General features: G+C 71.3%; 22 protein-coding genes. 11 read left to right on the plus strand and 11 right to left on the minus strand.

Features of this window, described 5'->3' with window-relative positions; all coding sequences use genetic code 11:
* Positions 1-75: 75 nt before the first annotated feature.
* The 4 genes from BGO46_RS13100 to BGO46_RS13115 form a co-directional block, all read right to left on the minus strand.
* The gene (locus tag BGO46_RS13100) at positions 76-1,359 is read right to left on the minus strand and encodes an extracellular solute-binding protein (RefSeq protein WP_292675225.1); all 1,284 of its coding nucleotides are present in this window, start codon (positions 1,357-1,359) and stop codon (positions 76-78) included.
* Between the two features lie 323 nt (positions 1,360-1,682).
* Positions 1,683-2,618: a hypothetical protein gene (locus BGO46_RS13105; RefSeq protein ID WP_292675228.1), complete on the minus strand. Its 936-nt coding sequence runs from the start codon at positions 2,616-2,618 to the stop codon at positions 1,683-1,685.
* A complete protein-coding gene (locus tag BGO46_RS13110) occupies positions 2,615-3,703 on the minus strand; it encodes a Gfo/Idh/MocA family oxidoreductase (RefSeq protein WP_292675230.1) in 1,089 nt (362 codons plus the stop codon). Before BGO46_RS13110 ends, BGO46_RS13105 begins: the two co-directional genes overlap by 4 nt.
* Positions 3,700-4,680, minus strand: a complete 981-nt coding sequence (locus BGO46_RS13115) for a PmoA family protein (protein ID WP_292675231.1) — start codon at positions 4,678-4,680, stop codon at positions 3,700-3,702. The genes BGO46_RS13110 and BGO46_RS13115 overlap by 4 nt, the downstream gene beginning before the upstream one ends.
* Before the next feature lie 138 nt (positions 4,681-4,818).
* On the opposite strand from BGO46_RS13115, the gene BGO46_RS13120 reads away from it, so the two are divergent.
* Positions 4,819-5,631: an alpha/beta hydrolase gene (locus BGO46_RS13120; protein WP_292675233.1), complete on the plus strand. Its 813-nt coding sequence runs from the start codon at positions 4,819-4,821 to the stop codon at positions 5,629-5,631.
* Entirely contained in the window at positions 5,628-6,599 is a 972-nt protein-coding gene (locus BGO46_RS13125) for a serine hydrolase domain-containing protein (RefSeq protein ID WP_292675236.1), read from the plus strand. Before BGO46_RS13120 ends, BGO46_RS13125 begins: the two co-directional genes overlap by 4 nt.
* An 81-nt stretch (positions 6,600-6,680) precedes the next feature.
* Here the strand turns inward: BGO46_RS13125 and BGO46_RS13130 are convergent, their stop codons facing one another.
* Complete coding sequence (locus tag BGO46_RS13130; RefSeq protein WP_292675239.1) at positions 6,681-8,453, minus strand: beta-galactosidase; 1,773 nt, start codon at positions 8,451-8,453, stop codon at positions 6,681-6,683.
* 61 nt (positions 8,454-8,514) lie between these two features.
* On the opposite strand from BGO46_RS13130, the gene galE reads away from it, so the two are divergent.
* Positions 8,515-9,492 carry a UDP-glucose 4-epimerase GalE gene (gene galE / locus BGO46_RS13135; protein WP_292675241.1) on the plus strand — a complete coding sequence of 326 codons (978 nt, stop codon included), beginning with the start codon at positions 8,515-8,517 and terminating at the stop codon, positions 9,490-9,492.
* A 91-nt stretch (positions 9,493-9,583) separates the two neighbouring features.
* Here galE and BGO46_RS13140 read toward each other — a convergent pair whose 3' ends face one another.
* Positions 9,584-10,606 (minus strand): LacI family DNA-binding transcriptional regulator, encoded by a 1,023-nt coding sequence (locus BGO46_RS13140; RefSeq protein ID WP_292675431.1) that lies wholly within the window; start codon positions 10,604-10,606, stop codon positions 9,584-9,586.
* 107 nt (positions 10,607-10,713) lie between these two features.
* Between BGO46_RS13140 and galT the strand changes: the two genes are divergently transcribed.
* The 4 genes from galT to BGO46_RS13160 all read left to right on the plus strand — a co-directional run bounded on the left by galT (position 10,714) and on the right by BGO46_RS13160 (position 14,910).
* Positions 10,714-11,880 carry a galactose-1-phosphate uridylyltransferase gene (gene galT / locus BGO46_RS13145; RefSeq protein WP_292897805.1) on the plus strand — a complete coding sequence of 389 codons (1,167 nt, stop codon included), beginning with the start codon at positions 10,714-10,716 and terminating at the stop codon, positions 11,878-11,880.
* The gene (galK, locus tag BGO46_RS13150) at positions 11,877-13,034 is read left to right on the plus strand and encodes a galactokinase (RefSeq protein WP_292675247.1); all 1,158 of its coding nucleotides are present in this window, start codon (positions 11,877-11,879) and stop codon (positions 13,032-13,034) included. The genes galT and galK overlap by 4 nt, the downstream gene beginning before the upstream one ends.
* Positions 13,035-13,290: 256 nt before the next feature.
* Positions 13,291-14,139, plus strand: a complete 849-nt coding sequence (locus BGO46_RS13155; protein ID WP_292675250.1) for an alpha/beta hydrolase — start codon at positions 13,291-13,293, stop codon at positions 14,137-14,139.
* Between the two features lie 147 nt (positions 14,140-14,286).
* Positions 14,287-14,910, plus strand: coding sequence for a YdcF family protein (locus tag BGO46_RS13160; protein ID WP_292675253.1), 624 nt, complete (start codon positions 14,287-14,289; stop codon positions 14,908-14,910).
* 99 nt (positions 14,911-15,009) lie between these two features.
* Here BGO46_RS13160 and BGO46_RS13165 read toward each other — a convergent pair whose 3' ends face one another.
* Genes BGO46_RS13165 through BGO46_RS13180 form a run of 4 tightly spaced genes read right to left on the minus strand, consistent with a single transcriptional unit; the run spans position 15,010 to position 20,248 of the window.
* Entirely contained in the window at positions 15,010-17,328 is a 2,319-nt protein-coding gene (locus tag BGO46_RS13165; RefSeq protein WP_292675255.1) for a glycoside hydrolase family 3 C-terminal domain-containing protein, read from the minus strand.
* Positions 17,325-18,311, minus strand: coding sequence for a site-specific DNA-methyltransferase (locus BGO46_RS13170; protein ID WP_292675258.1), 987 nt, complete (start codon positions 18,309-18,311; stop codon positions 17,325-17,327). The genes BGO46_RS13165 and BGO46_RS13170 overlap by 4 nt, the downstream gene beginning before the upstream one ends.
* Positions 18,290-19,339, minus strand: a complete 1,050-nt coding sequence (locus BGO46_RS13175; protein ID WP_292675261.1) for a biotin/lipoate A/B protein ligase family protein — start codon at positions 19,337-19,339, stop codon at positions 18,290-18,292. Before BGO46_RS13175 ends, BGO46_RS13170 begins: the two co-directional genes overlap by 22 nt.
* A gap of 36 nt (positions 19,340-19,375) precedes the next feature.
* On the minus strand, positions 19,376-20,248 hold the full coding sequence (locus tag BGO46_RS13180) for an alpha/beta fold hydrolase (RefSeq protein ID WP_292675264.1): 873 nt from the start codon (positions 20,246-20,248) through the stop codon (positions 19,376-19,378).
* Between the two features lie 135 nt (positions 20,249-20,383).
* On the opposite strand from BGO46_RS13180, the gene BGO46_RS13185 reads away from it, so the two are divergent.
* Both BGO46_RS13185 and BGO46_RS13190 read left to right on the plus strand, forming a co-directional pair.
* Complete coding sequence (locus BGO46_RS13185) at positions 20,384-20,836, plus strand: MarR family transcriptional regulator (RefSeq protein ID WP_292675266.1); 453 nt, start codon at positions 20,384-20,386, stop codon at positions 20,834-20,836.
* On the plus strand, positions 20,833-22,182 hold the full coding sequence (locus BGO46_RS13190; RefSeq protein ID WP_292675269.1) for an MFS transporter: 1,350 nt from the start codon (positions 20,833-20,835) through the stop codon (positions 22,180-22,182). The genes BGO46_RS13185 and BGO46_RS13190 overlap by 4 nt, the downstream gene beginning before the upstream one ends.
* Positions 22,183-22,564: 382 nt before the next feature.
* On the opposite strand, the gene BGO46_RS13195 is transcribed toward BGO46_RS13190, so the two are convergent.
* Positions 22,565-23,587, minus strand: coding sequence for a LacI family DNA-binding transcriptional regulator (locus BGO46_RS13195; protein WP_292675272.1), 1,023 nt, complete (start codon positions 23,585-23,587; stop codon positions 22,565-22,567).
* 112 nt (positions 23,588-23,699) lie between these two features.
* Between BGO46_RS13195 and BGO46_RS13200 the strand changes: the two genes are divergently transcribed.
* Positions 23,700-24,047, plus strand: coding sequence for an L-rhamnose mutarotase (locus BGO46_RS13200; RefSeq protein WP_292675275.1), 348 nt, complete (start codon positions 23,700-23,702; stop codon positions 24,045-24,047).
* The gene (rhaI, locus tag BGO46_RS13205) at positions 24,044-25,210 is read left to right on the plus strand and encodes an L-rhamnose isomerase (protein WP_292675278.1); all 1,167 of its coding nucleotides are present in this window, start codon (positions 24,044-24,046) and stop codon (positions 25,208-25,210) included. Before BGO46_RS13200 ends, rhaI begins: the two co-directional genes overlap by 4 nt.
* Positions 25,211-25,235: the final 25 nt, after the last annotated feature.

Raw genomic sequence — 25,235 nt, forward strand, 5'->3', positions numbered from 1 at the left:
TCTCGACCGCTTCACCGAGTTCGATCACAGCGTTCGATTCCATAGCCATGGTGGTACTCCTGGGTTGTGCGGGGCTCAGCCCTGCAGGACGACGTCCGCCTCGGCGAAGAACTGCTTGACGGCTTCGTCGATCGTGAGAGCGCCCAGGCCCAGCGCCTTGCCGAGGTCCCAGAACTTCTGCTCGAGCGAGCCGTAGCCGACGACGGGAACCGGCGGGGCGTCACCGATGCGGTCGGCGACCGAGTCGAGGTAGTCAGCGACCTGCTTGTCGGCGCCTTCCAGCACGGCACCGGCGAGCTTCGAAGAGGATGCCGGGTAGCCGAGCGTCGTGCCGAAGATCTCGCCCGCCTCGGGGCTGTTGACCACGAAGTCGAGGAACAGCGCCGCCGCCTCGGGGTGCTCGGTGTTGGCCGAGATGGCCATCTGCAGGCCGGCCTGACGGTAGAGGTCCTTCGAGCCGACCTTCGCCGTCGGCGGCGCGATCATCGAGATCGACGATGCGCCCGAGTCGGCGAGGTAGCCGCCGAGGAAGTTGCTCCAGCTCGTCTCTGTCGCGGTCAGTCCCGCGCCGAAGCCCGACTTGGGGCTGATCTCCTCGAGCGTGCTCTGCGGAATCGCGACACCGTCGCGCAGCGTCTGGCCCGACTCCCAGAACGCGGTCAGCTCGTCCTCGGTGAAGCCGAGCTTGCCGTCGTCGGTGTAGAGGTTCTTGCCCTCGGCACGCAGCGCGAGCTCGAAGGTCTGGATGCGCTGGGTCACGTCGGTACCGCCGTAGACGGCGCCACCCGTGGCATCCGTCGTCTGTGCCATCCAGTCGTAGAACTCGTCGAACGTCGTGCCACCCTCGGGCTCGGTCAGGCCGTTCGCCGCGATCACGTCGTCGTTGACGAAGTTCGCCCACGCGCTGTAACCGGTCGGCAGCGAGTACTGCGTGCCGCCGAGCTGGCCGGTGCCCAGCAGCGAGTCGTCGAACGTCGAGAAGTCGATGTAGTCCGAGACCGTGCCCAGGTCGAGCACGTAGCCGGGCTCGGCGTACTGGCGCAGGTAGCTGTCGGAGAACTGCCACACGTCGGGCAGGCCGCCGCCGGCCGCTTCGGTCTGGCGCTTCTCCCAGTAGGCGGCGAAGTCGGTGAACTGGCCGTTGATCGTGATGTTCGGGTGCTCGACGTTGAACGCGTCGATGAGCTTCTGGTAGCGGGCGGCGCGGTCGTCGTTGCCCCACCAGGTGAAGTTGAGCGTGACTTCCTCGTCGGGATCGTAGCTGGATGCCGGAGCGGAGCTGCCGGAGCAGCCCGCGAGGGCGAGGGCCGCGCTGGTCGCCAGGGCGAGCCCCGCGACAAGCCGCTTGGTGCTGAACATCTTTGTCCTCTCTGTGAACGTCCGCGTTCTGAGTGCCTGCTGCGCGAACGTTCCTTGTCCGTGTGTGCGGTGCGCCCGCCTCGGTGCTCGGGAAAGCGCTTGCCGGTTACGGTACTACGCGTTGAAACGATTCGCAAGACTTCGGGGAAGCGTTTTCCAGCTCTTCTTCCCGCGATCGATGTTACCGGTCACACCCGAGAGTGGGGTGGGGTCTGTGCGCCCGGCCGGCGTGACGGCGCGGCATCCACCGCGCTCATCCGTCCCGAATCGCTGCATCGCGGCACGGGGAGCGACAACAACGGACGGATGAACGCGCGCGGCGGTCACTCGACGACGGTGAGGATGCCATCGGCGACGCGCAACTCAACGCGGAAGACCGCGCTGCGGCGGTCGTCCGGCACGCCGCCGTCGGGCTCGCGCGTGGCGTCGCCGAGGGCAGACGGATGCCCGAAGAAGTAGTACCAGAGGCGGTCGCCCTCGCGCACGGGTGCTCCGTGGTGGCCGCGCGGCAATGGCCCCGCCCCCGACCTCGCCCCGAGGATGACCTGATCCGCGCCGCCCTGGCGCTCCCAGCCGACGGCGTCGGCCGAGCGGTAGACACCCATCCCCCGCCACTCGTCGACGATCATCCACCACCAGCCGCCGAGGGCGAACCCGCTCGGGCCCTCGTGCGGGCGCCCGCCGATCGCGACGCCGTCGAGGGTCCACGTGCGCAGGTCCGGAGACGAGGCGACCATCGTGACCGAGTCCGCGGCCTCGTCCTTGTACCAGATCCGCCACCGCCCGTCCGGACACCGCGCGACGGCGGCGTCGATGACACGGTCGCTCGACAGCTCGAGCGGGCCGACGCGGTGCCACGAGGCGACGTCGTCCGAGACGTACTCGACGATGCGCCGCGCGAAGCCCTCCCACCGGTCGGGGACCCCGTCGATCTCGGTGAGGTACATCCGCCAGCGCCTTCCGTCGTGGATCACCTCCGGCGCCCAGTGCGTCACGGTGGTGACCGCCGGTGGCGCGCCCGGCACCAAGCTCAGCCCCGAGGCATCCGGCTCGAGCGTTCCGGCGTACGTCCATCGCACGCCATCGGACGAACAAGCGACGCCGATCCGGGTACCGTGCACCCACGTGACGCCCGGCCCCGGATCGGGATGGCTCGCCCGGCGCTGCGTGTAGAACATCCACCACACGCCCTCGCGGATCACGACGAGCGGGTCGGTCGCACCGTCGTACACCGGATCGCGAAAGAGGTCTCGCCTCACCGAGGCCGCATCTCGGTCACGGGGCTCTCGAAGCCCGCGCGGTGCGTGGGGTGCGCGGCGAGCGCGTCCGGTGTGACGAGGGCGCCGTCCGCCGCGGCCGAGGCATAGATCGCCGCGACCAGCTCGAACGAGCGCGCCGGCTCGTCGGCGGTATCGGGCAGCGGCGCCCCCGACAGCAGGGCGTCGAACACGTCGCGCAACAGCGGCGCATGATCGCTGCGCTCCTCGACATCAGGCAGCGCCCACGCCTCCGCCTCGGCCTCGAAGCCGGGCGCGGGAGTGATCGCCCAGTTCTCGTGCCCGTGCCCATAGAGGTGGTCGACGGTGACGGTCGCCTTCTGCGTGTCGATGCGGATCGAGCTCGTCTGCCGCGGCGAGACGGCGCTCGTCACCACCTGCGCGACGACGCCACCCGCGAAGGTGACGGTGGCCGTCGAGGCATCCTCGGTCTGCGTCTCGCGATCGAGGCGCCACAGTCGCCCCTGCACACTCGTCCAGTCGCCGAGCAGATAGGCGAGCAGATCGAGCTGATGGATGCCGTGGCCGAGAGTCGTCCCTCCCCCCTCGCTCTGCCACGTGCCGCGCCACGGCACGGCGAAATAGTCCGCATCGCGGTACCAGAGCGTCTCGCACACGGCGATCAGCGGCCGGCCGAGCGCGCCCGAGCGCAATAGTCCGCGGACGTGCGCGGCGGCCGTGCCCGTGCGCTGCTGGAACACGACCGCCAGCCGGCGATCGGCTGTCACGGCCGCGGCGCGCATCTCGTCGAGCTCGTCGAGCGAGAGCGCCGGCGGCTTCTCGACGATGACGTGCGCGCCTGCGGCGAACGCAGCGAGGGTCTGCTCGCGGTGCACCGCGGGCGGCGTGCAGATCAGGACGACGTCGGGATGCTCGGCCGCCAGCAGCGCGTCAAGCGAGTCGTACACGTCCGACCCGCCCCACTGACCGGCGAAATCGTCGGCCGCGGCGCGGCTGAGATCGGTGACCGCGACGAGCTCGGCGTGCGGGTGGGCGGCGACGGCGCGAGCGTGCAGCTGAGCGACGGCGCCCGTGCCGACGAGGGCGCAGCGCAGGGTTCGGGTCATGCGGATGCCTCCGAGGATCGCAGCTCGGCGACGAGTTCCGCGCCGAACGATGGGGCGTACGACGAGACGTCCGCGTCGCCGATGATGAGGGCCGCGGCGAGCACCATCGTCGCGCCGGGCGCGAGGACGGCCTCGCGGTGGAAGAACGGCGCGGGGTTCAGTCCCGCGTACTCGGCGCTGCGGGCGAACCAGGGGTTGCCGGCGGGGGTGGGGGCATCCGTGGCATCCATCATCAGGATGCCCGCGGTGCGGTCCGGCGCGACGAAGGCGAGCCACGGGGCGGGCTCGCCGCGCGCGGCGTCGCCGACCGGATGCGTAGGGCCGCCTGCATCCGTGGCGACACCTGCGCCGGCAACGCCGCCGACGCCGAGCGCGCCACCCGCGCTACCCGCACCTGCCGCGCCACCCGCGCCGAGGATCTCGCCGCCCGTGAACCCCGCGGGCCCGCGCCAGAAGATGCCCGCGTACCCTGCATCGGGGCGGCCCTTCGTCGTGGGCGACCCGAACGCCAGCGGCGCTTGCGAGATGTTCGTCAGCGCGCTGCGCCACGTCAGCGCCCACGCGGTGTCGCTCACCGCTCGCACCGTCAGCGAGCGCTGTTCGGCGAGCACGGTCGCGCCGCCCTGCGCCGTCCAGTCGAGCGTCTCGTCGATGCCGCCGGGCGCGCAGCGGGTGAACGCGCGGTGCACCTGCGCACCGTTGTTGGGCAGCTGCACGTAGCCCTCGCCCCGGACGTAGGTGGGTCCACCCCAGAAGTTGTGCGGCCCGACCGCCGGCAGCGCGAGCGACAGCCCCTTGTGCCAGACGTGGTCGGCGGGACGATACGCCGTGACCGCCACGCCCGCGCGCGTGCGCAGCAGCGCGTAAGGCCGCGGCGACTCGACCTGCGGCTCCGTCGGCGCGTAGACGTACTCGAGCAGCGCGGTGCCGCCGTCGCGCACGACGAGGCGACCGGGCACGGTGTCGTCGAGCTGCATGAGTGCTCCGCGGTGAGGTTCTCGCTGGATGAGGGGCTGTCGCCACCCTGTCGCTACCCTAGGGCTTCCACCGGGAAAGCGCTATCCGATACGGTGATCACGCCGGGCGACGGATGCCCGTGCCACGAGAGGACCGCAATGACGACGCCGATCCGGATCTATCCGGCGACCGAGCCCGCAGGCTCGAAACCCACGGGCTCCGCACCCGCGCCCGCGACGCCCCAGCGACCAGGCCTCGTCTGGCTGCACGGCGGCGGATTCGCGGGCGGCGACCTCGACATGCCTGAGGCCGACCACGTCGCCCGCACACTCGCGGCCGCCGGCATCACCGTCGCGAGCGTCGACTACCGGCTCGCCGTCGACGGCATCCACTTCCCCGTGCCCCTCGACGACGTGCTCGCCGCGTGGGCGCAGGTCTGGGCGCAGCGCGCACAGCTCGGCATCGACCACCTCGCGATCGGAGGGGCTAGCGCCGGCGCCAACCTCGCCGCCGCCGCGGCGCTGCAACTGGCGGACGCCGCGACGGCGCCCGATCTCGTCGTGCTCGCGTACCCGACGCTGCTCGCCGTGCAGCCCGCGCCAGGCGCCGCACTGCGCGCGGCCCTCGATGCTGATCCCGCCGCCGACCGGTTCGGCCCGGCCGTCGTGCGGGGCATGTACGAGAACTACCTTGGCACCCCGGCCGAGGAGGCTCCTGTGGCCGCGGCACCTGCGCTCGCGACCGCGGCGGACCTGCACGCCTACCCGCGCACGCTCATCGTCGACGCCGAGGTCGACGAGTTGAGCGTCTCGGCCGAAGTCTTCGCGCAGACGCTACGCGACGCCGGGCGCGACATCGGGCTCGTCGTGCAGGCGGGCACCGATCACGGATTCCTCAACCGCCCCGAGCGCCCCGGCGCCGCCGACGCGCTCGCGCTCATCGCGGAGCGGCTGAACGGGCTGACCACATGAGCGCCCCCTACTCTGCCGCGTTCGACTGGGCGCGTCGCCACGTCGCCGCAGGGCGGCTGCCCGGCGCCGTCCTCGGCGTCGCGACCGCCGACGGCATCGTCGCGCTCGACGCGATCGGGGCACACACCGACGACCGCTACGCGCTGTTCTCCATCACGAAGGTGCTGTGCGGCATCACCGCTGCCCGCGCGGTCGAACGTGGGCGGCTCTCGCCGATGACACCGCTGACGGATGCCCTGCCCACTTTCGGCTCGCGCCGCGACGACATCGTGCGGCTGTGGCATCTCGTCAGTCACACGTCGGGCGTCTACGAACCGCCGCTCGACACTCCCGTGCCGCTGCGCACCGAACTGGTCACGCGGGGTCGCGACTTCGCCGCCGGCGCCGCATCGCGCTACTCGACGCTGGCGTTCGAGGGAGTCGCCGCGCTCATCGAGCACGCGACCGGCACGACGTGGGATGCCGGCGTCGCCGACTGGGCCGCCGCAATCGGCGCGGACGGACTCGCGCTCGACCTGACCGACACAGTGCCCGTCGTTGACGCGGCCGAAGCCGGGCTCGACATGGCGCGCTTCGCCGCGCTGCGCCACCCCGGCGCGGGCATGTCGGGCCGGGCCGTCGACCTGCTCGCCCTCGGTGCCGAGCTGCTGCGCATCGGCGGCGGCGCGTCCGGTGGCATCCTGCACCCGCGCACACTCGCGATGATGCGACGCCCGCTGACGGGCGCGATCCCGCGGCTCGATCCGTACCCCGCCGAGCGGGGTCAGGACTGGGGCTTTGCGTGGAACCTGCGCACGCGCGCTCCGGGCCTGATCGACCGCGACGCGTTCGGTCACGGCGGTTGGGCCGGGACCGAGTTCTGGGTGCACCCGAGCGCGGGGCTTGCGTGGGTGCTGCTCACCAACCGCGCGCTGCGCGACGGCGTCGACACCGACGAACTCGACAACGCGATCGTGACGGGCGCCTGAACCGGCGCCCGGCGCGGCACCGCAACCCCGGCCGCCGTGCCACCAGCACCGGACCCACGCCACCGTACCTCGGCCGCCGACTCAGTACTCGGTGTGCCCGAGGTCGAGGTCGTCGAGGAAGGTCAGCACCGGCGCGCTGAGCGCCTCGAGCTCGAGCACCGTGATGACGTTCTCGCCGGCACGCGTCGCCGGAGCCGGCACGAACAGGCTGCGCTGCGGACCCTTGCGCCAGTAGCGGCCGAGGCAGAACCCGTTCACCCACACGAGCCCCTTGCCGAGGCCCGCCGTCGACAGCGACAGGTCGGTCGGCGCGTCAAGGCTCACGATCGCCTGATGCACGGCCGCCCCGGCGGTCGGCGCTGCCTCCGCGTCTACCGAAAGCAGGCTCAACCCGCTCTCGAAGGCATCCAGCGGCACCGGCGATGCGATCCAGCCTGCTTTCGGTACGCCGCGGAAGGTCGCCGGGCCGATGAGCCCCTTCGGCTCGCCGATGCGCGGCCCGTAGTTCACCCGGCCCTCATCTTCGACGAGGATCTCGAGCACCCCTTCGCCGCGCGGCAGCGTGATCGCGAACGCGTGCTCCTCTCGCGCCAGCACGCCGACCGGCACCCCGTCGAGCGACACCCAGGCGCGATCGCGCACTTCAGCGAACGCCAGTACGCCGGGCTCGGGTCCGTCGTCGAGCACGGTGCGGTAGCGGGCGAACCCGCGCGAGATGCCGAGGTCATCCATCGTCGGCACCGCCTCGAAAGCCACCCCATCAGCAGGCGCGAGATCGGCGAGCGCGCCGACGGGGCGCAGCGGCGCGGCAACCGGCACGTGCAGCGGCAGGCGCTCCGTGCGCGGGAACTCGGGTACCGGCGCATAGCGCGAGATCACCTCGCGGAACGCCCAGAACTTCTCGGTCGGGCGCCCGGCCTCATCCAGCGGAGAGTCATAGTCGTAGCTCGTCACCGTCGGCTGGTACACCCCCTTGTCGTTCGCACCGTTGGTCAGCCCGAAGTTGGTGCCGCCGTGCAGCATGTAGACGTTGACGGATGCCCCGGCAGCCAGCAGCTCGTCGAGTTCGCGGGCGCTGGCCTCGGCATCCGTCGTGTGGTGGTGCGCACCCCAGTGGTCGAACCAGCCGCACCAGAATTCGCTGCACATGAGCGGTCCGGTCGGCTGCTGCACGCGTAGCGCGGCGAGGCGGTCGGCGGCGCGCGATCCGAACGAGCCCGTCGCGTGCAGCTCGGGGATCGTCCCTGCCGCGAGCATCGCCGGCTCGGGCTGATCGACCGTCGTGAGGGGGACGGTGATGCCTGCAGCGCGGAAGATCTGCGTGAGCGCGCGCAGGTAGTCGTGGTCGGCTCCGTCGGCGCCGTACTCGTTCTCGACCTGCAGCAGTGTGACGGGCCCGCCGCGGTCGATCTGCAGCGGCGCGACGATCTCGAGCACGCGCTGGAGGTAGTCGGTGACGGCCGCGAGATAGCCCGGCTCGAGCGAGCGGACGCGCACGCCGGGCTTGCGCAGCAGCCATGCGGGCAGGCCGCCGCCGTCGAACTCGGCGCAGATGTAGGGCCCGGGCCGCACGATCGCATGCATGCCCTCCTCCTGAACCTCGCGCAGGAACCGCGCAAGGTCGAGGCGTCCGGTCGTGTCGAAGACGCCCTCTTCGGGGGCGTGCTCGTTCCACGCGACGTAGGTCTCGATCGTGTTGAGGCCCATCATGCGTCCCATGCGGATGCGGTCTCGCCACTGGTCGGGGTGCACTCGGAAGTAGTGCAGTGCTCCGGAGATGACGCGATGGGGCTGTCCATCGAGCAGGAAGTCGTGCTCGCCGATGGTGAAAGTGCGCGCTGGCATGGATACCATGTTATCGTCAACACGGTCGAGCGCCACCACGCTAGAGTGAACGTCGAGGATGGGAGTACGAATGAGCTGGCTCGTCACCGGAGGCGCGGGATACATCGGGGCGCACGTCGTGCGCGCACTGGCGGCGGCGGGCATCGACCCGGTCGTCGTCGACGACCTCTCCAGCGGCCACGCCGCGTTCGTACCCGAGGGCGTGCCCTTCGTCCGCGGCTCGATCCTGGACCGCGAGCTGCTGGTCGGCGCGATGCGCGAGCACGACGTGCAGGGCGTCATCCACGTCGCGGGCTTCAAGTACGCTGGAGTCTCGGTGCAGCGTCCGCTGCACACGTACGAGCAGAACGTCGAGGGCACGCGCGTCGTGCTGCAGGCGATGGCGGATGCCGGTGTGCACAACATCGTGTTCTCCTCGAGCGCCGCGGTCTACGGCACCCCCGACGTGCCGCTCGTGACCGAAGACCTGCCCAAGCGGCCCGCGTCGCCGTACGGCGAGTCCAAGCTCATCGGCGAGTGGCTGCTGCGTGATCAGGGCATCGCCACGGCATCCGACCCGCAGCCACTGCGGCACACGTCGCTGCGCTACTTCAACGTCGTCGGCTCGGCCGACCCGGTCGTCTACGACACGAGCCCGCACAACCTGTTCCCGATCGTGTTTGAGAAGCTGCTCGCGGGCGAGACGCCGCAGATCAACGGCGACGACTATGACACCGAAGACGGCACGAACGTGCGCGACTACGTGCACGTCGGCGACATCGCGGCCGCCCATGTCGTCGCCGCGCAGCGCCTGGCATCCGGCGCCCCGATCGAGGCCGCCTACAACCTCGGATCGCGCAACGGCCTGTCGGTGAAGCAGATCATGGATGCCATGGCGCGCGTCACCGGCATCGATTTCACCCCGAAGATCGGCCCGCGTCGCCCAGGAGACCCCGACCGCATCGTCGCGACGGGCGAGCTCGCCGCGCGCGACCTCGACTGGGCGAACCGGTACACGGTCGACGAGATGGTGCGCACCGGCTGGGAGGCACGCCGCACCGCGGAGTGACCGCGCGGCGCTGGCCGCCGTAGGGTGACCGCGGCGGCTTGACCACCGGGTCGCCGCTGCGCACGGCAGCGCGCCGCGGGCGCTCAGGCGCTCAGGCGCTCGCGCGCACGATGAGCTGCGGCGTCAGCGTGACGTGCGCCGCCGGGCCTCCGCTGATGCGGGCGACCAGCGCGTCGACGGCCGCGGCGCCGAGGGCGTCGAAGTCCTGCCGCACGGTCGTCAGCGGCGGGCGGTACTGCGCGGCATCCGCGACATCGTCGAAGCCGACGACGGCGACATCCTCGGGCACGCGGCGCCCTGCGTCGGCGAGCGCGCGCAGCGCGCCAAGCGCCATCTGATCGTTCCCGACGAACACGGCCCGCACTGCGGCCGGCAGTTCACGCGCGGCGACATGACCGGATGCCGAGGACCAATCCCCCCGCAGAACGGGCGGCGCCGCGACGCCGGCGCCTGCCAGTGCGTCGCGCCAGCCGCGCTCGCGCTCGTCAGCCGCGTACGACCCGGCCGGGCCCGCGAGGTGCCACACGGGCCCGCGGCCGAGCGCGAGCAGGTGCTCGGTCGCGGCACGCGCTCCGGCGGCGTGGTCAGTCTGGACGATCGCGGCGGTGGCATCCCGCCCGTCGGCGACGGCATCCCGCCCGTCGGCTGTGGCATCCCGCCCGTCGGCGGTGGCATCCCGCTCCCCCGCGGGCGAGTCAACGACGACGAGCGCGAGGTGCTCGGGGGCATCGACAGCCCGCGCCGCGGCGCTCGCCTCGTTGAGGATGATCGCCCCGTCGACGCCCTGATCGCGCATGCGCGCGAAACCCTGCGCGATGGCATCCGCACCGATCGCGGTCACGACGGTGAGGGCGTAGCCGCGGCTCGCGGCGGCATCGGCGATCGCCTGCAGCATGCGCGAATTGCCGACCGTCGCGAGTGTCGACACCACGAGGCCGATCGCATCGGTACGGCCCGTGCGCAGCGCGCGGGCGGCACGGTGGATGCGATACCCGAGTTGGTCCATCGCGGCCTCGACGCGCAGCCGCGTCTCGGGATCGACGCGCGGGCTGTCGTTGACGACGCGAGAGACGGTCTGCGCGGACACTCCCGCCACGGCGGCGACATCCGCCATCGATACCCTGCGCTGCATCAGCCCTCCCATCCTCGATACGATCCGATCACAACTCCGGAGATCCTAACCATGTTGACGATAACATGCTCGCTGTGTACCGTGTGAGTGTGAACACTCAGCAGTTGGAAACACAGACCCTCGGCGCCGGCGTCATCAAGCGCACCGCGCGTCTTGCCGACGGCCGCGAGCTGATCTACTTCGACGACCCCGGCACGACGCTCGGCGCCGAGCGCGCCGTCGACGCCCGCGACCTCGACCCGCGCCCCGAGACCGCGACGATGCGGCAGGACGTCCTGACCGGCGACTGGATCTCGGTCGCCGCGGCGCGGCAGAACCGCGCCTTCCTGCCGCCGGCCGAGCTCGACCCGCTCGCGCCGCAGTCGCCCACGAACCCGTCCGAGATCCCGTCGCACTACGACGTCGCCGTCTTCGAGAACAAGTCGCCGTCGTTCGGTCCGGCGCTTGCCGCAGCGACCGGGGATGCCCCGGCCGCGGCCGACCCGCCGCGCGGGCTCGACGACCTCGCCCACCTCGGCCTCGGTCGCACCCGCACGAGCGTCGGTCGTTGCGAGGTTGTGTGCTTCTCGCCCGACCGCGCCGGCTCGTTCGGCACGCAGTCAGTCACGCGCGCCCGCACCGTGATCGAGGCGTGGGCCGACCGCACCGCGGCGCTGTCGGCGCTGCCCGGCGTGCAGCAGGTGTTCCCGTTCGAGAACCGCGGCGAAGCGATCGGCGTGACGCTGCACCACCCGCACGGCCAGATCTACTCGTACCCCTACATCACGCCGCGCACGCAGCGTCTGCTCGACTCGATCGACCGCACCGCACACGACCTGTTCGAGCGCATCCTCGCGTTCGAGCAGGAGGGCCCCCGCGTCGTGCTGCGCGGCGAGCACTGGACGGCGTTCGTCCCGTTCGCGGCACGCTGGCCGATCGAGCTGCACGTGCTGCCGCACCGCCACGTCGCCGACTTCGCGGGGCTGACGGATGCCGAGCGCGACGAGCTCGCTCCGTTCTACCTGCGCCTTCTGCGCGGTGTCGACGCGCTCTACGACACCCCCACGCCGTACATCGCCGCGTGGCATCAGGCGCCCGTGCACGTCGCGCGCGACACCGTGCGTCTGAACCTGCAGCTGACGAGCCCGCGTCGTGCCGCGGACAAGCTCAAGTTCCTCGCCGGATCCGAGGCCGCCATGGGCGCCTGGATCGGCGACGTTCCCCCCGAGGTCGCGGCAGAGAAGCTGCGCATCGCTGTCGAAGGAGTCTCCCTGTGAGCACCACCCCCGTCTCCACCGGCACCCTGACCACCGGCGTCTGGTCGGGCCCGGGCCGCGTCAACCTGATCGGTGAGCACACCGACTACAACGACGGATTCGTGTTCCCGTTCGCGATCGAGTACCGCACCTCGGTCGCGCTCGCGGTGCGCGATGACGGCCGCATCCGGGTCAGCTCGTCGTTCGACCCCGAGCCCGTCGAGGTCGCCCTCGCCGACTTGGCGGGGCTGTTCCCCGACCGGCGCGACGAGGTCATCGAGTGGGCCCGCTACCCGCTCGGCGTGGCGTGGGCGCTGCTCGAGGCGACCGGCGCCGACGTGGCATCCGTCACCGGCGTCGACCTGACGTTCACCTCCGACGTGCCGGTCGGCGCGGGGCTATCGTCGTCCGCCGCGATCGAGAGCGCGACCGCGGCGGCACTGAACGACGTGTGGGGCCTGGGGCTAGACCGCGTCGCGCTCGCCCGCGCCGGGCGCCGCGCCGAGAACGAGGCGGTGGGTGCGCCCACCGGGATCATGGACCAGATGGCATCCCTGCTCGGCCGCGCCGACGCCGGCACGTTCCTGGACTGTCGGTCGCTCGAGGCCGAGGTCGTCGACCTCGGGTTCGCTCCCGCGGGGCTGGAGTTGCTCGTGATCGACACGAAGGTCACGCACGCGCATTCGACCGGCGGCTACGGCGAGCGCCGCGCGGCGTGCGAGCGGGGTGCCGCGATCATGGGTGTCGCCGCGCTGCGCGACCTCTCCGTGGATGACCTCCCGCGCGCGCAGGAGCTCATGGACGACGTCACGTTCCGCCGTGTGCGCCACGTCGTGACCGAAGACCAGCGCGTGCTCGACGCCGTCGCGACGCTGCGCAGCGACGGCCCCCGCGCGATCGGCCCGCTGCTGGATGCCTCGCACGTCTCGATGCGCGACGACTTCGAGATCTCGGTGCCCGAGCTCGACCTCGCCGTCGAGACCGCCCGCGCGGCGGGCGCGATCGGCGCGCGGATGACCGGCGGCGGCTTCGGCGGAGCAGCGATCGCCCTGATCGACCACGAGCTCGTCGGCCCCGCGACCGCCGCCGTCGAAGCGGCCTTCGTGGATGCCGGGTTCGCCGCGCCGCACATCTTCACGGTGCACCCCTCTGAGGGTGCGCGCCGCGACAGCTGAGGCCGGCGGCCCCCAGCACCCCTGAGGGCAGCCCCGCTGGCGAAGTTGGCGCGACACGCGGCATCCACCCCAGGAATCCCGCGCTTCGCGCCAACTTCTGCTGGCCGCCCACGCCCCGCGGGCCAAGTTGGCGCGACACGCGGCATCCACCCCAGGAATCCCGCGCCTCGCGCCAACTTCTGCTGGCCGCCCGCTCGCCCAGAGGCGTAGCGTCAAAGCAGGCGTAGGCGAGCGTCCGCGCCGGGAAGGCGAGACCGTGGCATACCTGACCGTTGCGACCGAGAACTCCGTCGACGTCGAGATCTTCTACACCGACCAAGGCCCCGCCGACGGCCAGCCGGTCGTGCTGATCCACGGCTTTCCGCTGGACGGCGAGTCGTGGGGCAAGCAGCAGGCGGCGCTGCTCGGCGCCGGATACCGCGTGATCGCGTACGACCGGCGCGGTTTCGGGGCATCCACGAAGACGGCCTCGGGATCCGACTACGACACGTTCGCCGCTGACCTGCACGCGCTCATTGAAGACCTCGATCTGCACGATGCCGCCCTCGTCGGATTCTCGATGGGCACGGGCGAGATCGCGCGCTACCTGTCGCGGTACGGCGCCGCGCGCGTCGCCAAGGCGGCCTTCCTCGGATCGCTCGAGCCGTTCCTGCTCATCACCGACGACAACCCCGATGGCGCCGGCGACCAGGCCTACTTCGACGGCACGTCGGCGGCCGTCGCGGCCGACCGCTACGCGTTCCTGACGGGGTTCTTCCGCGACTTCTACAACCTCGGCGACCTGCTCGGCACCCGCATTTCGCAAGAGGCGCTGGATGCCTCGGTGCAGACCGCCAACCGTGCGGGGAACGCCGCGATCGCCGCCGCTCCCCTGACCTGGCCGACCGACTTCCGTGCCGACATCCCCGAGATCACGGTGCCGACGCTCATCGTGCACGGCACGGCCGACAACATCCTGCCGATCGACAAGACGGCGCGGAAGTTCCGCGACCTCGTGCCCGGCGAGCTGACCTACCTCGAGATCGAAGGCGCGCCGCACGGTCTGCTGTGGACGCACGCCGACGAGGTCAACGAGGCACTGCTCGCGTTCCTCGGCACGGAGTGAGGGGGTGCGCGCTCCTCGGCAGCGCGGAGTGAGGGTGCGCGCTCCCCGGCAGCGCGGAGTGAGGGTGCGCGCTCCCCGGCAGCGCGGAGTGAGGTCGCGCGCTCTGCGACGACGCGCTGCACACGCGGCGGCTCGTACGCTGGAGTGATGACCGGGATGCCGTGGCGCGCGCTCGCGGGCGTCGCCGCGGCCGGCGCCCTCGTGCTCGCCTTCGGCGAGGTGCAGGCGTGGCGCACGGCGCGCGCCGATTACCCGGCCGACCCCACGTCGGGGCCTGCGGACGGCCGCGATGTCCTGCTCGTGCTCGGGTTCCGCTCGCGAGACGATGACCGACTCAACCCCGTGCAGGCGTGGCGCACCCGCATCGCGGCGCGATCGGCGCCACCCGGCGCGCTGTTCGTGTTCTCGGGCGGCGCCGTCCGCGGGTCGGTGCCCGAAGCCGAGATCATGGCACGCTTCGGGGCCGCACGCCTGGGCATCCCGCCCAGTGACATCGCGATCGAGCCGCGCGCGACCACGACGCGCGAGAACCTCGCCTTCGCGCTGCCATGGCTGACGGATGCCCGGACGATCCGCATCGCGTCGAACACGGCCCACGCGCGTCGCGCGCGCCAGTACCTGCGCGACCTCGATCCGGCGCTGTTCGCGCGCCTGCGCCGCACGCGCGACTTCGTCCCGCTCGAGCTCGGCCCGCTGCGCCTCGCCCTGACGTTCTACGACTTCGTCGCGGCACGCACCGCCCGCCGCCGCGAGCAGCAGCCGGCGCGCTGACGCGGCAGCTCCGCGCGCCACCCACATGGCAGTCGTGGCGGCATCCCGCGACGCGAGGCATCCACTAGTGCCCGACGTCCGCGACAGCCACGGCCGCCGTCACTCCTCAGCGAGCGCCGAGAGGTCCGGCGCGACGCCGGCATTCGCGGCGGCCAGCAGTGCCTCGACCTGCTCGTACGTGACGGGCACGCCGGGGAATCCGACGATGCGCCCGACCGGGAACGACGCCATCATCTTCTGCGTCGCCTCATCGTTGGGCATCATCGACGCGGTGGACGAGTCGACGTCGTTCATCCCCGCGAGGAACCCGCCCATCGCCTGCTGCACGATGGGTCCGGCGATCGGGTGGGCGAAGACGTCGGCGAGCGACGAGTTCATCGTCAGCGGCAGCGCGACCTCGTCGCCGGCGACCGCGACGGTCACCTCGCCTCGGACGTCGCGGCTCGACGCGGCGACCTCGACACGGTAGTCCCCGCCCTCGACGACGAAGCGGTCGACCCGCACGTCCCAGTAGGCGAGATCCGAGCGGCGCACGGTCAGCGTTACCTCCGCCGTCGCACCGGCGGCGATCGCGACCGAGGCGAAGGCCTTCAGCTCGCGCGGCGCGCGCTGCACCGCCGAGGCCACCGGCGAGATGTAGACCTGGACGATCTCGCGCCCGTCGACCTCGCCTGTGTTCGTGACCGGCACCGTGACGACGAGATCGCCGGATGCCCCGACGGATGCCACCGGCGCACCGTACGCGAACGTCGTGTACGACAGCCCGTGGCCGAACGGGTAGGCGACGTCGAGTCCGCGCGCGTCGAACCCGCGATAGCCGACGAGCAGGCCTTCGCCGTAGCGCACGTGCCCGAACTCGCCCGGGAAGTTGCCGTACGACGGGCTGTCTTCCAGTCGCAGCGGGATCGTCTCGGCGAGCTTCGCCGACGGGTTCACGATGCCGAACAGGACGTCGGCGGTCGCACCGCCGCCGGCCTGACCCAGCAGCCACCCCTCGAGGATCGCGGGCACCTCGTCGCGGAACGGCAGCGCCACGACGCCCCCGTTGGACAGCACGACGACCACGTTCGGGTTCGCCGCGCGCACGGCAGCCAGCAGCGCGAGCTGGTCGGCGGGCAGGTCGATGTGATCGCGGTCGAAGCCCTCGGACTCTTCGGCGGCCGGCAGCCCCAGGAACAGCACGACGACCTCGGCGCCGGCCGCCGCGGCGGCGGCCTCGGCGCGCAGGTCCGCGGCATCCTGCCCTGCCGTCTCGGCGACGCCCTCGAGGGCGAAGCCCGGTGCGAACACGACCTCGCCGACGGCAAGCGCGCGGATCTCGGTCAGCGCCGTGTCGAGGCGCGTCGGGTTGATCAGCGACGAGCCCGCCCCCTGGAATCGCGGCGTGCGAGCGAACTCGCCGATGACGGCGATGCGCGCGTCGCGCGCGAGCGGCAGCAACGGCCCGGCGCCGCCGCGGTCGTTGTTGCGCAGCAGCACGATCGCCCGACCGGCGACCTCGCGGGCGAGGGCGTGGTGCGCATCGACGTCGAGCGGGCCGGATGCCGCGGGGCGCGCGCCGGCCTTCGCGACGAGGTCCAGCACCCGGTTCGCCGCGACATCCAGCGCGGCCTCGTCGAGCGATCCGTCGCGCACGGCCGCGACCAGCTGCGCGTCGGTGCGCCCGCCCGAGGCGGGCATCTCGAGGTCGAGTCCGGCGGGCAACCCCTTCACGCGGTCGTTGACGGCACCCCAGTCGCTCACGACGAGACCCTCGAAACCCCAGTCCTCGCGCAGCACCTGCGTCAGCAGCCACGGGTCCTCCGACGCGTAGACACCGTTGATGCGGTTGTACGAGCACATGACGGTCCACGGCTGGGCATCCTTCACGACGCGCTCGAAGCCGCGCAGGTAGATCTCGTGCAGCGGCCGCGGATCGACGTCCGAGCTCGCGCGCATGCGGTCGAACTCCTGGTTGTTGGCCGCGAAGTGTTTGAGCGACGAGCCGACGCCCTGTGACTGGATGCCCCGGACCAGCCCCGTCCCGACGGCGCCCGCGAGGATCGGGTCTTCCGACACGTACTCGAAGTTGCGGCCGCACAGCGGCGAGCGCTTGATGTTGATGCCCGGCCCGAGGATCACGGCGACGTCCTCGATCGCCGACTCGACGCCGAGGGCGACGCCGACGCGTTCGGCCAGCTCCGGGTCCCACGCGGCGCCGAGGCCGACCGCAGGCGGGAAGCAGGTGGCCGGCACACTGTCGGCGAGCCCGAGGTGATCGTTCGCGCCCGCCTGCTTGCGCAGGCCGTGCGGGCCGTCGGTCATCATGATCGACGGGACGCCGACACGCTCGACCGCCTTGGTCGTCCAGAAGTCGGCGCCGCTCGTGAGCGAAGCCTTCTCTTCGAGAGTGAGGTCGGATGCCGTGATATCGGTCATGGGTCGTTCCCTTCGATGTGTGCGTGGGGCATCCGGCGCCGCATGACGTCGATCGCGTCGGGGTTGTCGTCGACGAGCACGGCATCGCGGCCGAGCGCCGCAGCGACGGCGCCGGTCGTGCCACTGCCGGCGAACAGGTCGAGCACGCGGTCGCCGGGGCGGCTGGACGCCTGCACGATACGGCGCAGGATGCCCTCGGGCTTCTGCGTCGGGTAGCCGGTCTTCTCGCGGCCGCCGGTCGCGACGATCGTGTGCCACCAGACATCCGTCGGCAGCTTGCCGCGCTCCGCCTTCTCGGCGGTGACCAGGCCCGGCGCCATGTACGGCTCGCGGTCGACGCTCGCCGAGTCGAACCAGTAGCGCTGCGGGTCTTTCACGTAGACCAGGATCGTGTCGTGCTTCGTGGGCCACCGGCTCTTCGACTTGGCCCCGTAGTCGTAGGCCCAGATCAGCTCATTGAGGAAGCACTCGCGGCCAAACAGGGCGTCGAGCAGGACCTTCGCGTAGTGCGCCTCGCGGTAGTCCAGGTGCAGGTACAGGGTGCCGTCGTCGGCGAGCAGCCGCCACGCCTCGCGCAGGCGCGGCTCGAGGAAGTCCCAGTAGTCGTCGAACCGGTCGTCGTAGGTGCGCAGGTCGCCGCGCAGCCGCGCGTAGCTCGCGCCGCGGAACCCGGTCTTCACCGGCGGCTGTTCGTAATTCAGTCTTCCCGCATCGCGCTCGGCGCTCGCTCCGCGAGATTCCGCGGGATCGGCGCCCGACGCATCCTGTGCAGACTGAATTGCGAACGCCGACCGCTCGGCACGCTCGACCGCGCGCGTGCGCGCGCGGCCCGTGTTGAAGGGCGGGTCGAGGTAGATGAGGGTGAAGGAGGCATCCGGCAGCGACCGCGCGACCGCGAGATTGTCGCCCTGGATGATCTCGATGCGCCCATCGGAGGGCGCGGCGACCGGTTCGGCGACCGTCACGGCACGCGGTGCAGCCACGCGTCGGTCGCGAACTTCGAGGCGACGAGGGCTTCGGCCTCGGCGTACTCGTCGTCGGTGATGCGCCCGGGCTCCGCACCGTAGAGCATCGCGAAAGTGGTCTTCAGCCGCTCGATGATCGCCTCGCGCGGAAGCCCCGTCTGGCTGCGCAGCGGGTCGACGCGCTTGGCGGCCGAGGTGGTGCCTTTGTCGCTGAGCTTCTCGCGGCCGATGCGCAAGACCTCGGTCATGACCTGGCCGTCCATGTCGTACGACATCGTCGCGTGGTGCAGCACGCCGCCGCCGGCGAGCCGCTTCTGCGCGGCGCCGCCGATCTTGCCCTTCGGCGAGGCGATGTCGTTGAGCGGCTGATACGTCGCGTCGACGCCGAGTGACCGCAGCGCCTGCAGCACCCACTCGTCGAGGAACGCGTACGAGTCGGCGAACGTCATGCCCGCTACGAGGGATGCGGGGACGTACAGCGAATACGTCACGATCGAGCCGGCGCCCATCATCATCGCGCCGCCGCCCGAGATGCGCCGCACGACGTCATACCCGTGCCGGGATGCCCCCTCGGGATCGACCTCGTTGCGGTACGACTGGAACGAGCCGATCACGACGGCCGACTCGTTCCATTCCCAGATGCGCAGCGTCGGGTTGCGCATTCCCGCGCCCACGCGCGCCGTGAGCACTTCGTCGAGCGCGAGGTTCATCCGCGGTGAGACGGCCTTCTCGTGCACGATCTCCCACGAGAAGTCCTTCCACCCGGGCGCGGTGACCAGGGCCCGCCGCACGGCCGTGCCGACCGATTCGGGGGTGAAGCCGAGCAGTTGCGCCCCTTCGGGCAGCGCCGCGCGGACGGCGGCGGCGATGCCAGAGGCATCCGTCTCGACCGGCAGTCCATTGACGGCGGCATCGATGTCGAGCAGCGCCTCATCGGGCTCGAGGAAGAAATCGCCCGCGAGGTGGAAGTCGGTGATGACGCCCCCCGCGACCTCGAGATCGGCGACGACGAGCTTGCCGCCCGGAACCTTGTACTCCCCGTGCATGGCTCCAGCCTATGGCTCGCCGGCCACGGCGGGCCCTCAGTCGCGGGCGGGAAAACGCGGGTCGAGCCAGGCCTCGAGGTCGTCGAGGACGTCTTCGGCCGAGACCTCGTTGAAGATCTCGTGGCGCGCGCCGGGGTAGACGAGCGTCGTGACATCGGTCAGCCCCGACCGGGTGCGGTACGCGTCGGCGAGGCGGTGCACGCTGCGCGGCCCGCCGACCGTGTCGTCGCGGCCCACCATCAGCAGCACCGGCAGCTCGGGCGGCAGGTTCTTCGCGGGCTTGCCGTACAGGCGCGCGGCGTCGACGAGGCCGAACAGCTTCAGCAGCGGTTCGCTCGTGGTCAGCGGGTCGGCGAGAAACGCGTCACCGACGGCGGGGTCGGATGCCAGCCACTCGACTCCGGTGGCATCCGCACTCTTCCACGGCGCGTTGAGGTCGCCGCCGTTCAGCGACCCCGGCCAGCGCAGGGCCGAGCCGCTGAGCACGACGCCGTCGTACGCCTCGGCGTGCTCGTTGACGAGCATCTGGGTCAGGAACGAGCCCCACGAGTGCCCCAGGATCACGAGCGGCACGCCGGGATTCTCGGCGCGGATCAGCTCGGTCAGCTGCCAGCAGGCGGCCTTCGCAGCGGGCAGTCCGCCGGGCCCGAGGTGCCCGAGCCTGTGCAGATCGCCGTCGTGCTGGTGCACACCCGTGCGCCCGTGCCCGCGGTGGTCGTCGGCGTAGACGGCGTATCCGTTCGCCGTCAGCCGCGCGATGAGCGCGCCGTAGCGGCCGGCGTGCTCGCCGACGCCGTGCAGCAGCTGGACGACGGCGCGCGGATGCGCGGTCTCAGCGGGGTACATGTCGAAGAAGATGCGGATGCCGTAGGCGTCGGTGAACGTGCGTTCCTGCGTGGTCTCGGCCATGTCGCGAGTCTAGGAGAGGCCGGGCCATCGTGCCGGGAGCACCGTGCCGAGGGCGCCGTGCCGAGAGCGCCGTGCCCTCGCGCCGAGAGCGCCATGCGCGGGGCATCCGAATTTACTTAGCAAAACTAATAAGCTATGCTAACGATCTGTATGGATGCCTCGAACAACCCTCCCCTGGCCGCTGAGGCCTCCGACCTGCGAATGGCGACGTTCCGCCTCGCGCGCCGCCTGCGCGCGCAGCGCGCCGTCGACACGATGAGCGACGGACAGTTCGCGGTGCTCGCGGCGCTGTCCGTCCACGGCCCGCACACCCTCGGCGAGCTCGCCGACCGCGAGCGGGTGTCGTCTCCCTCGATGAACCGCACGGTCAACTGCCTCGAAGAGTCGGGCTACCTCAGCCGCACCCCCGACGAGACCGACCGCCGCAAGGTCAACATCGCCCTCACCGACGAGGGTCGCGATGTCGTCGCCGAGACCGTGCGCCGCCGCGATTCGTGGCTCGAGGGCGCACTCGCCGACCTCACCGCACAGCAGCGTGCGACGCTGGCCGAGGCCGCCGAGATCATGCGCGAGGTGGCCGCCCGATGAGCTCGATGTTCCGCTCGCTCTCGCTCTTCAACTTCCGCGTCTGGTTCATCGGCGCCCTGGTCTCCAACATCGGCGGCTGGATGCAGGCGACGGCACAGGACTGGGTCGTGCTCACCCAGCTCACCGACAACGACGCGACCGCGATGGGCGTCACGATGGCGCTGCAATTCGGACCGCCGCTCGTGCTCGTCCCGATCACGGGGTGGATCGCCGACCGGTTCGATCGACGCAAGCTCCTGATGGTCACACAGTCCGGCCTCATGGTGCTCGGCATCGCGGTCGGCGTGCTGCTGCTCGCGGGCGTGATGACGCTCCCCCTCATGTGGGTGTTCGCGCTGCTGTTCGGCATCGCGAACGCGTTCGACAGCCCCGCCCGGCAGGCGTTCGTCTCTGACCTGGTGGCACGCGAGAACGCGTCGAACGCCGTCGCGCTCAACGCGGCATCCTTCAACATGGCCCGCCTCATCGGGCCGGCCGTCGGCGGCGTGCTGATCGTCCTGATCGGCGCGGGCTGGATGTTCTTGGTCAACGCGGGAACCTTCCTCGCGATGCTCATCGCCCTCGTCGTGATCCGCGCGGGCGAACTCGTCCCGCGCGTCAAGGCCCCGGGCGCCGCGCGCCTCGCGGACGGCTTCCGGTACGTGCGCCGTCGGCCCGACCTCATCGTGATCTTCGCGATGGTGTTCCTCATCGGTGCGTTCGGCATGAACTTCCCGATCTTCGCGTCGACGATGGCGCTGGAGTTCGGGAAGGATGCCGACGGCTACGGTCTGCTCAGCTCGGTGCTCGCCATCGGCTCACTCATCGGCGCGCTGCTGGCGGCACGCCGAGACCGCGCTCGGCTGAGGGTCGTGATGTACGCGGCCGGTGGATTCGCCGTCGCGTCGGCGATCTCGGCGGTCATGCCGCGGTACGAGCTGTACGCGGCGATGCTCGTGCTCGTCGGGTTCTGCACGGTCTCGATGATGACGACCGCCAACGGGTACGTGCAGACGACGACCGACCCGGCCCTGCGCGGCCGCGTCATGGCGCTGTACATGGCGATCCTGATGGGGTCGACGCCGGTCGGCGCGCCCGTCGCGGGGTGGGTGGCCGACGCGTTCGGCCCGCGCGCCGCGATCTGGGTCGGTGCGGGTGCCGCGCTCGTCGCTTTCGCGATCGGGTTCGCCTGGCTCGTGCTGTCGGGGCGCCTGCACCGCCACGAGTCGCGCCGCTTCGCCCTCGCGATGGACGAGACGCGCCCGATCACGATCGCCGTGCCGGTCATCCCCGAGGAGTTCAGCGACGAGGTCGCCGCGACGACCCCGATCGACCTGCCGAGCGCGGCGAGCGCCGCGCGGCGCTGACGCGGGGCATCCCCTCTGCTGTAATCCCCCTGGCTTGCCTCGGGTTTGGGGTCGCCTGTGGTCGCCTCGCTGTTGGGCGTGGTGGGGTTGGGGTCGCTTGTGGTCGCCTCGCCCTGACTTGCCTGGGGTTTGGGGTCGCCTGTGGTCGCCTCCCGCGCCGCGAGGCGGCAGTACGCGACCCCAAACCGGGCTGGGCAGGGTTTGGGGTCGCGTGTGGTCGCATCCCCTGGCTCGCCACGGGTTTGGGGTCGCCTGTGGTCGCCTCACCCGCCGCGAGGCTGCAGCACGCGACCCCAAACTTGCCGCGTGGCGACAGCACGCGACCCCAAACCGGCAGTGGGCGGGCGCAGCCACGACGCACACCCGCGCGCGCGACCCCACCTCACCCCACGGTCGAGGCGCGCACCACGAGCTCGGGGCGGAACCGCACGTGCCGCGCGGGGCGGGCATCACCGGCGAGACCCGCGCCACCCGCAAGCGCCTCGAAGAGCAGCTCCACGGCCGTCGCGCCGATCTCGCGCGCCGGCTGACGTACCGACGTCAGCGGCACCACGGTCGCCTGCGCGAAGTCGATGTCGTCGTATCCGATGAGCGCGACATCGTCGGGCACGCGCACATCGCCGAGGATCGCGGTGCCCTGCAGCACGCCGACGGCGAGCAGGTCGTTGGCGCAGAACACGGCGTCGGGACGGTCGGATGCCTCGCGGCGCCCGATGGCTTCCCCGGCTTCGCGCCCGCGCAGCACCGTCAGGGCATCCAGCTCGATCACCTCGAGGGTCGCACCGGGCACCTCGGCGAGCGCGCGGCGCGCACCCTCGAGGCGGTCCGCGACCTGACGGATCGACAGCGGGCCACCCACGAACGCGATACGCCGGCGGCCGAGCGACAACAGGTGCGCGACCGCGAGATGCCCGCCCTCGACGTCGTCGACGGCGACCGAGGGCACGTCCTCACCGGGCAGCTCGCTGTCGACGAGCACGACGGGGATGCCCGCCGCGACCAGCCGCTGCACGGGCGCCGCGTCGAGGTCGACGGGCGTCAGCAGCACACCGTTCACGCGCTGCTCGCGGAAGAGGTCAAGGTACGCGCTCTCGCGCGCAGAAACCTGGTCGCTGTTGCCGAGCAGGATCGACATGCCCTCGGCATCCGCCCGCTCCTCGGCCCCACGGGCGACCTCGGCGAAGAACGGGTTCGCCGTGTCGAGCACGACGAGCCCGATCGAGCGACTGCGCCCGGCGCGCAGCTGCCGCGCCGCGTCGTTGCGCACGAAGCCGAGCTGCGCGATCGCGGCCTGCACGCGCGCGACGGTCTCGGGCGCGACCTTCTCGGGGCGGTTCAGGACGTTCGAGACGGTGCCGACCGAGACGGATGCCGCGGCGGCGACATCCTTGACGCTGGCTGCCACTGCACTCACCCCCTGCGGGCCGCATCGGCCGCTTGACGAATCTCTGCGCCCACACTACAGTTTGAAACGATTCATCTACGGATCGTGTCCCGCCGCCCCACGAAGGAGTGCCATGGCCCGCGTCGCCTTCCGGCTGCAGGTGCGCCCCGAGCTGCTCGACGCCTACATCGAGCGGCACAGCCCGGTCTGGCCCGAAATGCTCGCCGAGATCGCGGCATCCGGCCGCTGCAACTACTCGATCTTCCTCGACCGCGAGACCGCGACGCTGTTCGGCTACTACGAGGTCGACGACGACGCGGCGGCGCAGGCGTACCTTGCGACCTCCGAGGTCGCGGCCCGCTGGGAGGCATCCATGGCCCCGTTCTTCACCGGGCTCGAGGGCCGCGCCGACCAGGCCGCGACCCCCCTTGCCGAAGTCTTCAACCTGCACGACCAGCTCACAGAAAGCACCCCGTCATGAGCAACCTCACCGCTGAGAACCTCTCCACCCTCGAAGCCCAGGGCATCGAACTGCCCAGCTGGGCGTTCGGCAACTCGGGCACGCGCTTCCGCGTGTTCCCGACGGCGGGCACGCCCCGCGATCCCTTCGAGAAGATCGCGGATGCCGCGCAGGTCAACGCCTTCACCCGGCTCGCGCCGAGCGTCGCGCTGCACATCCCGTGGGACAAGGTCGACTCCTACGAAGACCTGAAGAAGCACGCAGAAGATCTCGGCGTCACGCTCGGCACCATCAACTCGAACACCTTCCAGGACGAGGACTACAAGTTCGGCGCCCTCACCCACCACGACGCGAGCATCCGCCGCAAGGCCATCGACCATCACCTCGAGTGCATCGACATCATGGATGCCACCGGGTCGCGCGACCTGAAGATCTGGCTCGCCGAAGGCTCGAACTACCCCGGGCAGAACGACATGCGCGCCCGGCAGGACCGCCTGCAGGACTCGCTGCAGCAGATCTACGCGCGCCTCACGGGCGACCAGCGCCTCGTGCTGGAGTACAAGTTCTTCGAGCCGTCGTTCTACCACACCGACGTCCCCGACTGGGGCACGAGCTACGCGCAGGTCGCCGCCCTCGGCGACAAGGCGATGGTCTGCCTCGACACCGGCCACCACGCCCCCGGCACCAACATCGAGTTCATCGTCATGCAGCTGCTGCGGCTCGGCAAGCTCGGCTCGTTCGACTTCAACAGCCGCTTCTACGCCGACGACGACCTCATCGTGGGCGCCGCCGACCCGTTCCAGCTGTTCCGCATCATCGCCGAGGTCATCCGCGGCGGCGGGCTGAACAACCCTGACGTCGCGTTCATGCTCGACCAGTGCCACAACATCGAAGACAAGATCCCCGGGCAGATCCGCTCGGTGCTCAACGTCCAGGAGATGACGGCACGCGCCCTGCTGATCGACCGCGACGCGCTCACCGCCGCGCAGGATGCCAACGACGTCCTCGCCGCGAACGCGATCCTGATGGATGCCTTCTACACCGACGTCCGCCCGGCCCTCGCCGCCTGGCGCGAGGAGCGCGGGCTTGCCCCCGACCCGATGGCCGCCTACCTGGCATCCGGCTACCAGCAGCAGATCGCCGCCGACCGCGTCGGTGGCGTGCAGGCCGGCTGGGGCGCCTGACCCGCATCCGTCCCGATTCGCCGCA

Source organism: Microbacterium sp. 70-16, assembly GCF_001898315.1.
Lineage (GTDB): Bacteria > Actinomycetota > Actinomycetes > Actinomycetales > Microbacteriaceae > Microbacterium.

Excerpts from the sequence above, each read along its gene's own strand:
- BGO46_RS13110 (WP_292675230.1), bottom strand. The coding sequence starts at position 3,703 with ATGACCCGAACCCTGCGCTGCGCCCTCGTCGGCACGGGCGCCGTCGCT.
- galE (WP_292675241.1), top strand. The coding sequence starts at position 8,515 with ATGAGCTGGCTCGTCACCGGAGGCGCGGGATACATCGGGGCGCACGTC.
- BGO46_RS13165 (WP_292675255.1), bottom strand. The coding sequence starts at position 17,328 with ATGACCGATATCACGGCATCCGACCTCACTCTCGAAGAGAAGGCTTCG.
- BGO46_RS13115 (WP_292675231.1), bottom strand. The coding sequence starts at position 4,680 with ATGCAGCTCGACGACACCGTGCCCGGTCGCCTCGTCGTGCGCGACGGC.
- BGO46_RS13140 (WP_292675431.1), bottom strand. The coding sequence starts at position 10,606 with ATGGCGGATGTCGCCGCCGTGGCGGGAGTGTCCGCGCAGACCGTCTCT.
- BGO46_RS13180 (WP_292675264.1), bottom strand. The coding sequence starts at position 20,248 with ATGGCCGAGACCACGCAGGAACGCACGTTCACCGACGCCTACGGCATC.
- BGO46_RS13130 (WP_292675239.1), bottom strand. The coding sequence starts at position 8,453 with ATGGTATCCATGCCAGCGCGCACTTTCACCATCGGCGAGCACGACTTC.
- BGO46_RS13185 (WP_292675266.1), top strand. The coding sequence starts at position 20,384 with ATGCTAACGATCTGTATGGATGCCTCGAACAACCCTCCCCTGGCCGCT.
- BGO46_RS13120 (WP_292675233.1), top strand. The coding sequence starts at position 4,819 with ATGACGACGCCGATCCGGATCTATCCGGCGACCGAGCCCGCAGGCTCG.
- BGO46_RS13100 (WP_292675225.1), bottom strand. The coding sequence starts at position 1,359 with ATGTTCAGCACCAAGCGGCTTGTCGCGGGGCTCGCCCTGGCGACCAGC.
- BGO46_RS13125 (WP_292675236.1), top strand. The coding sequence starts at position 5,628 with ATGAGCGCCCCCTACTCTGCCGCGTTCGACTGGGCGCGTCGCCACGTC.
- BGO46_RS13200 (WP_292675275.1), top strand. The coding sequence starts at position 23,700 with ATGGCCCGCGTCGCCTTCCGGCTGCAGGTGCGCCCCGAGCTGCTCGAC.
- BGO46_RS13190 (WP_292675269.1), top strand. The coding sequence starts at position 20,833 with ATGAGCTCGATGTTCCGCTCGCTCTCGCTCTTCAACTTCCGCGTCTGG.
- BGO46_RS13175 (WP_292675261.1), bottom strand. The coding sequence starts at position 19,339 with ATGCACGGGGAGTACAAGGTTCCGGGCGGCAAGCTCGTCGTCGCCGAT.
- rhaI (WP_292675278.1), top strand. The coding sequence starts at position 24,044 with ATGAGCAACCTCACCGCTGAGAACCTCTCCACCCTCGAAGCCCAGGGC.
- BGO46_RS13160 (WP_292675253.1), top strand. The coding sequence starts at position 14,287 with ATGACCGGGATGCCGTGGCGCGCGCTCGCGGGCGTCGCCGCGGCCGGC.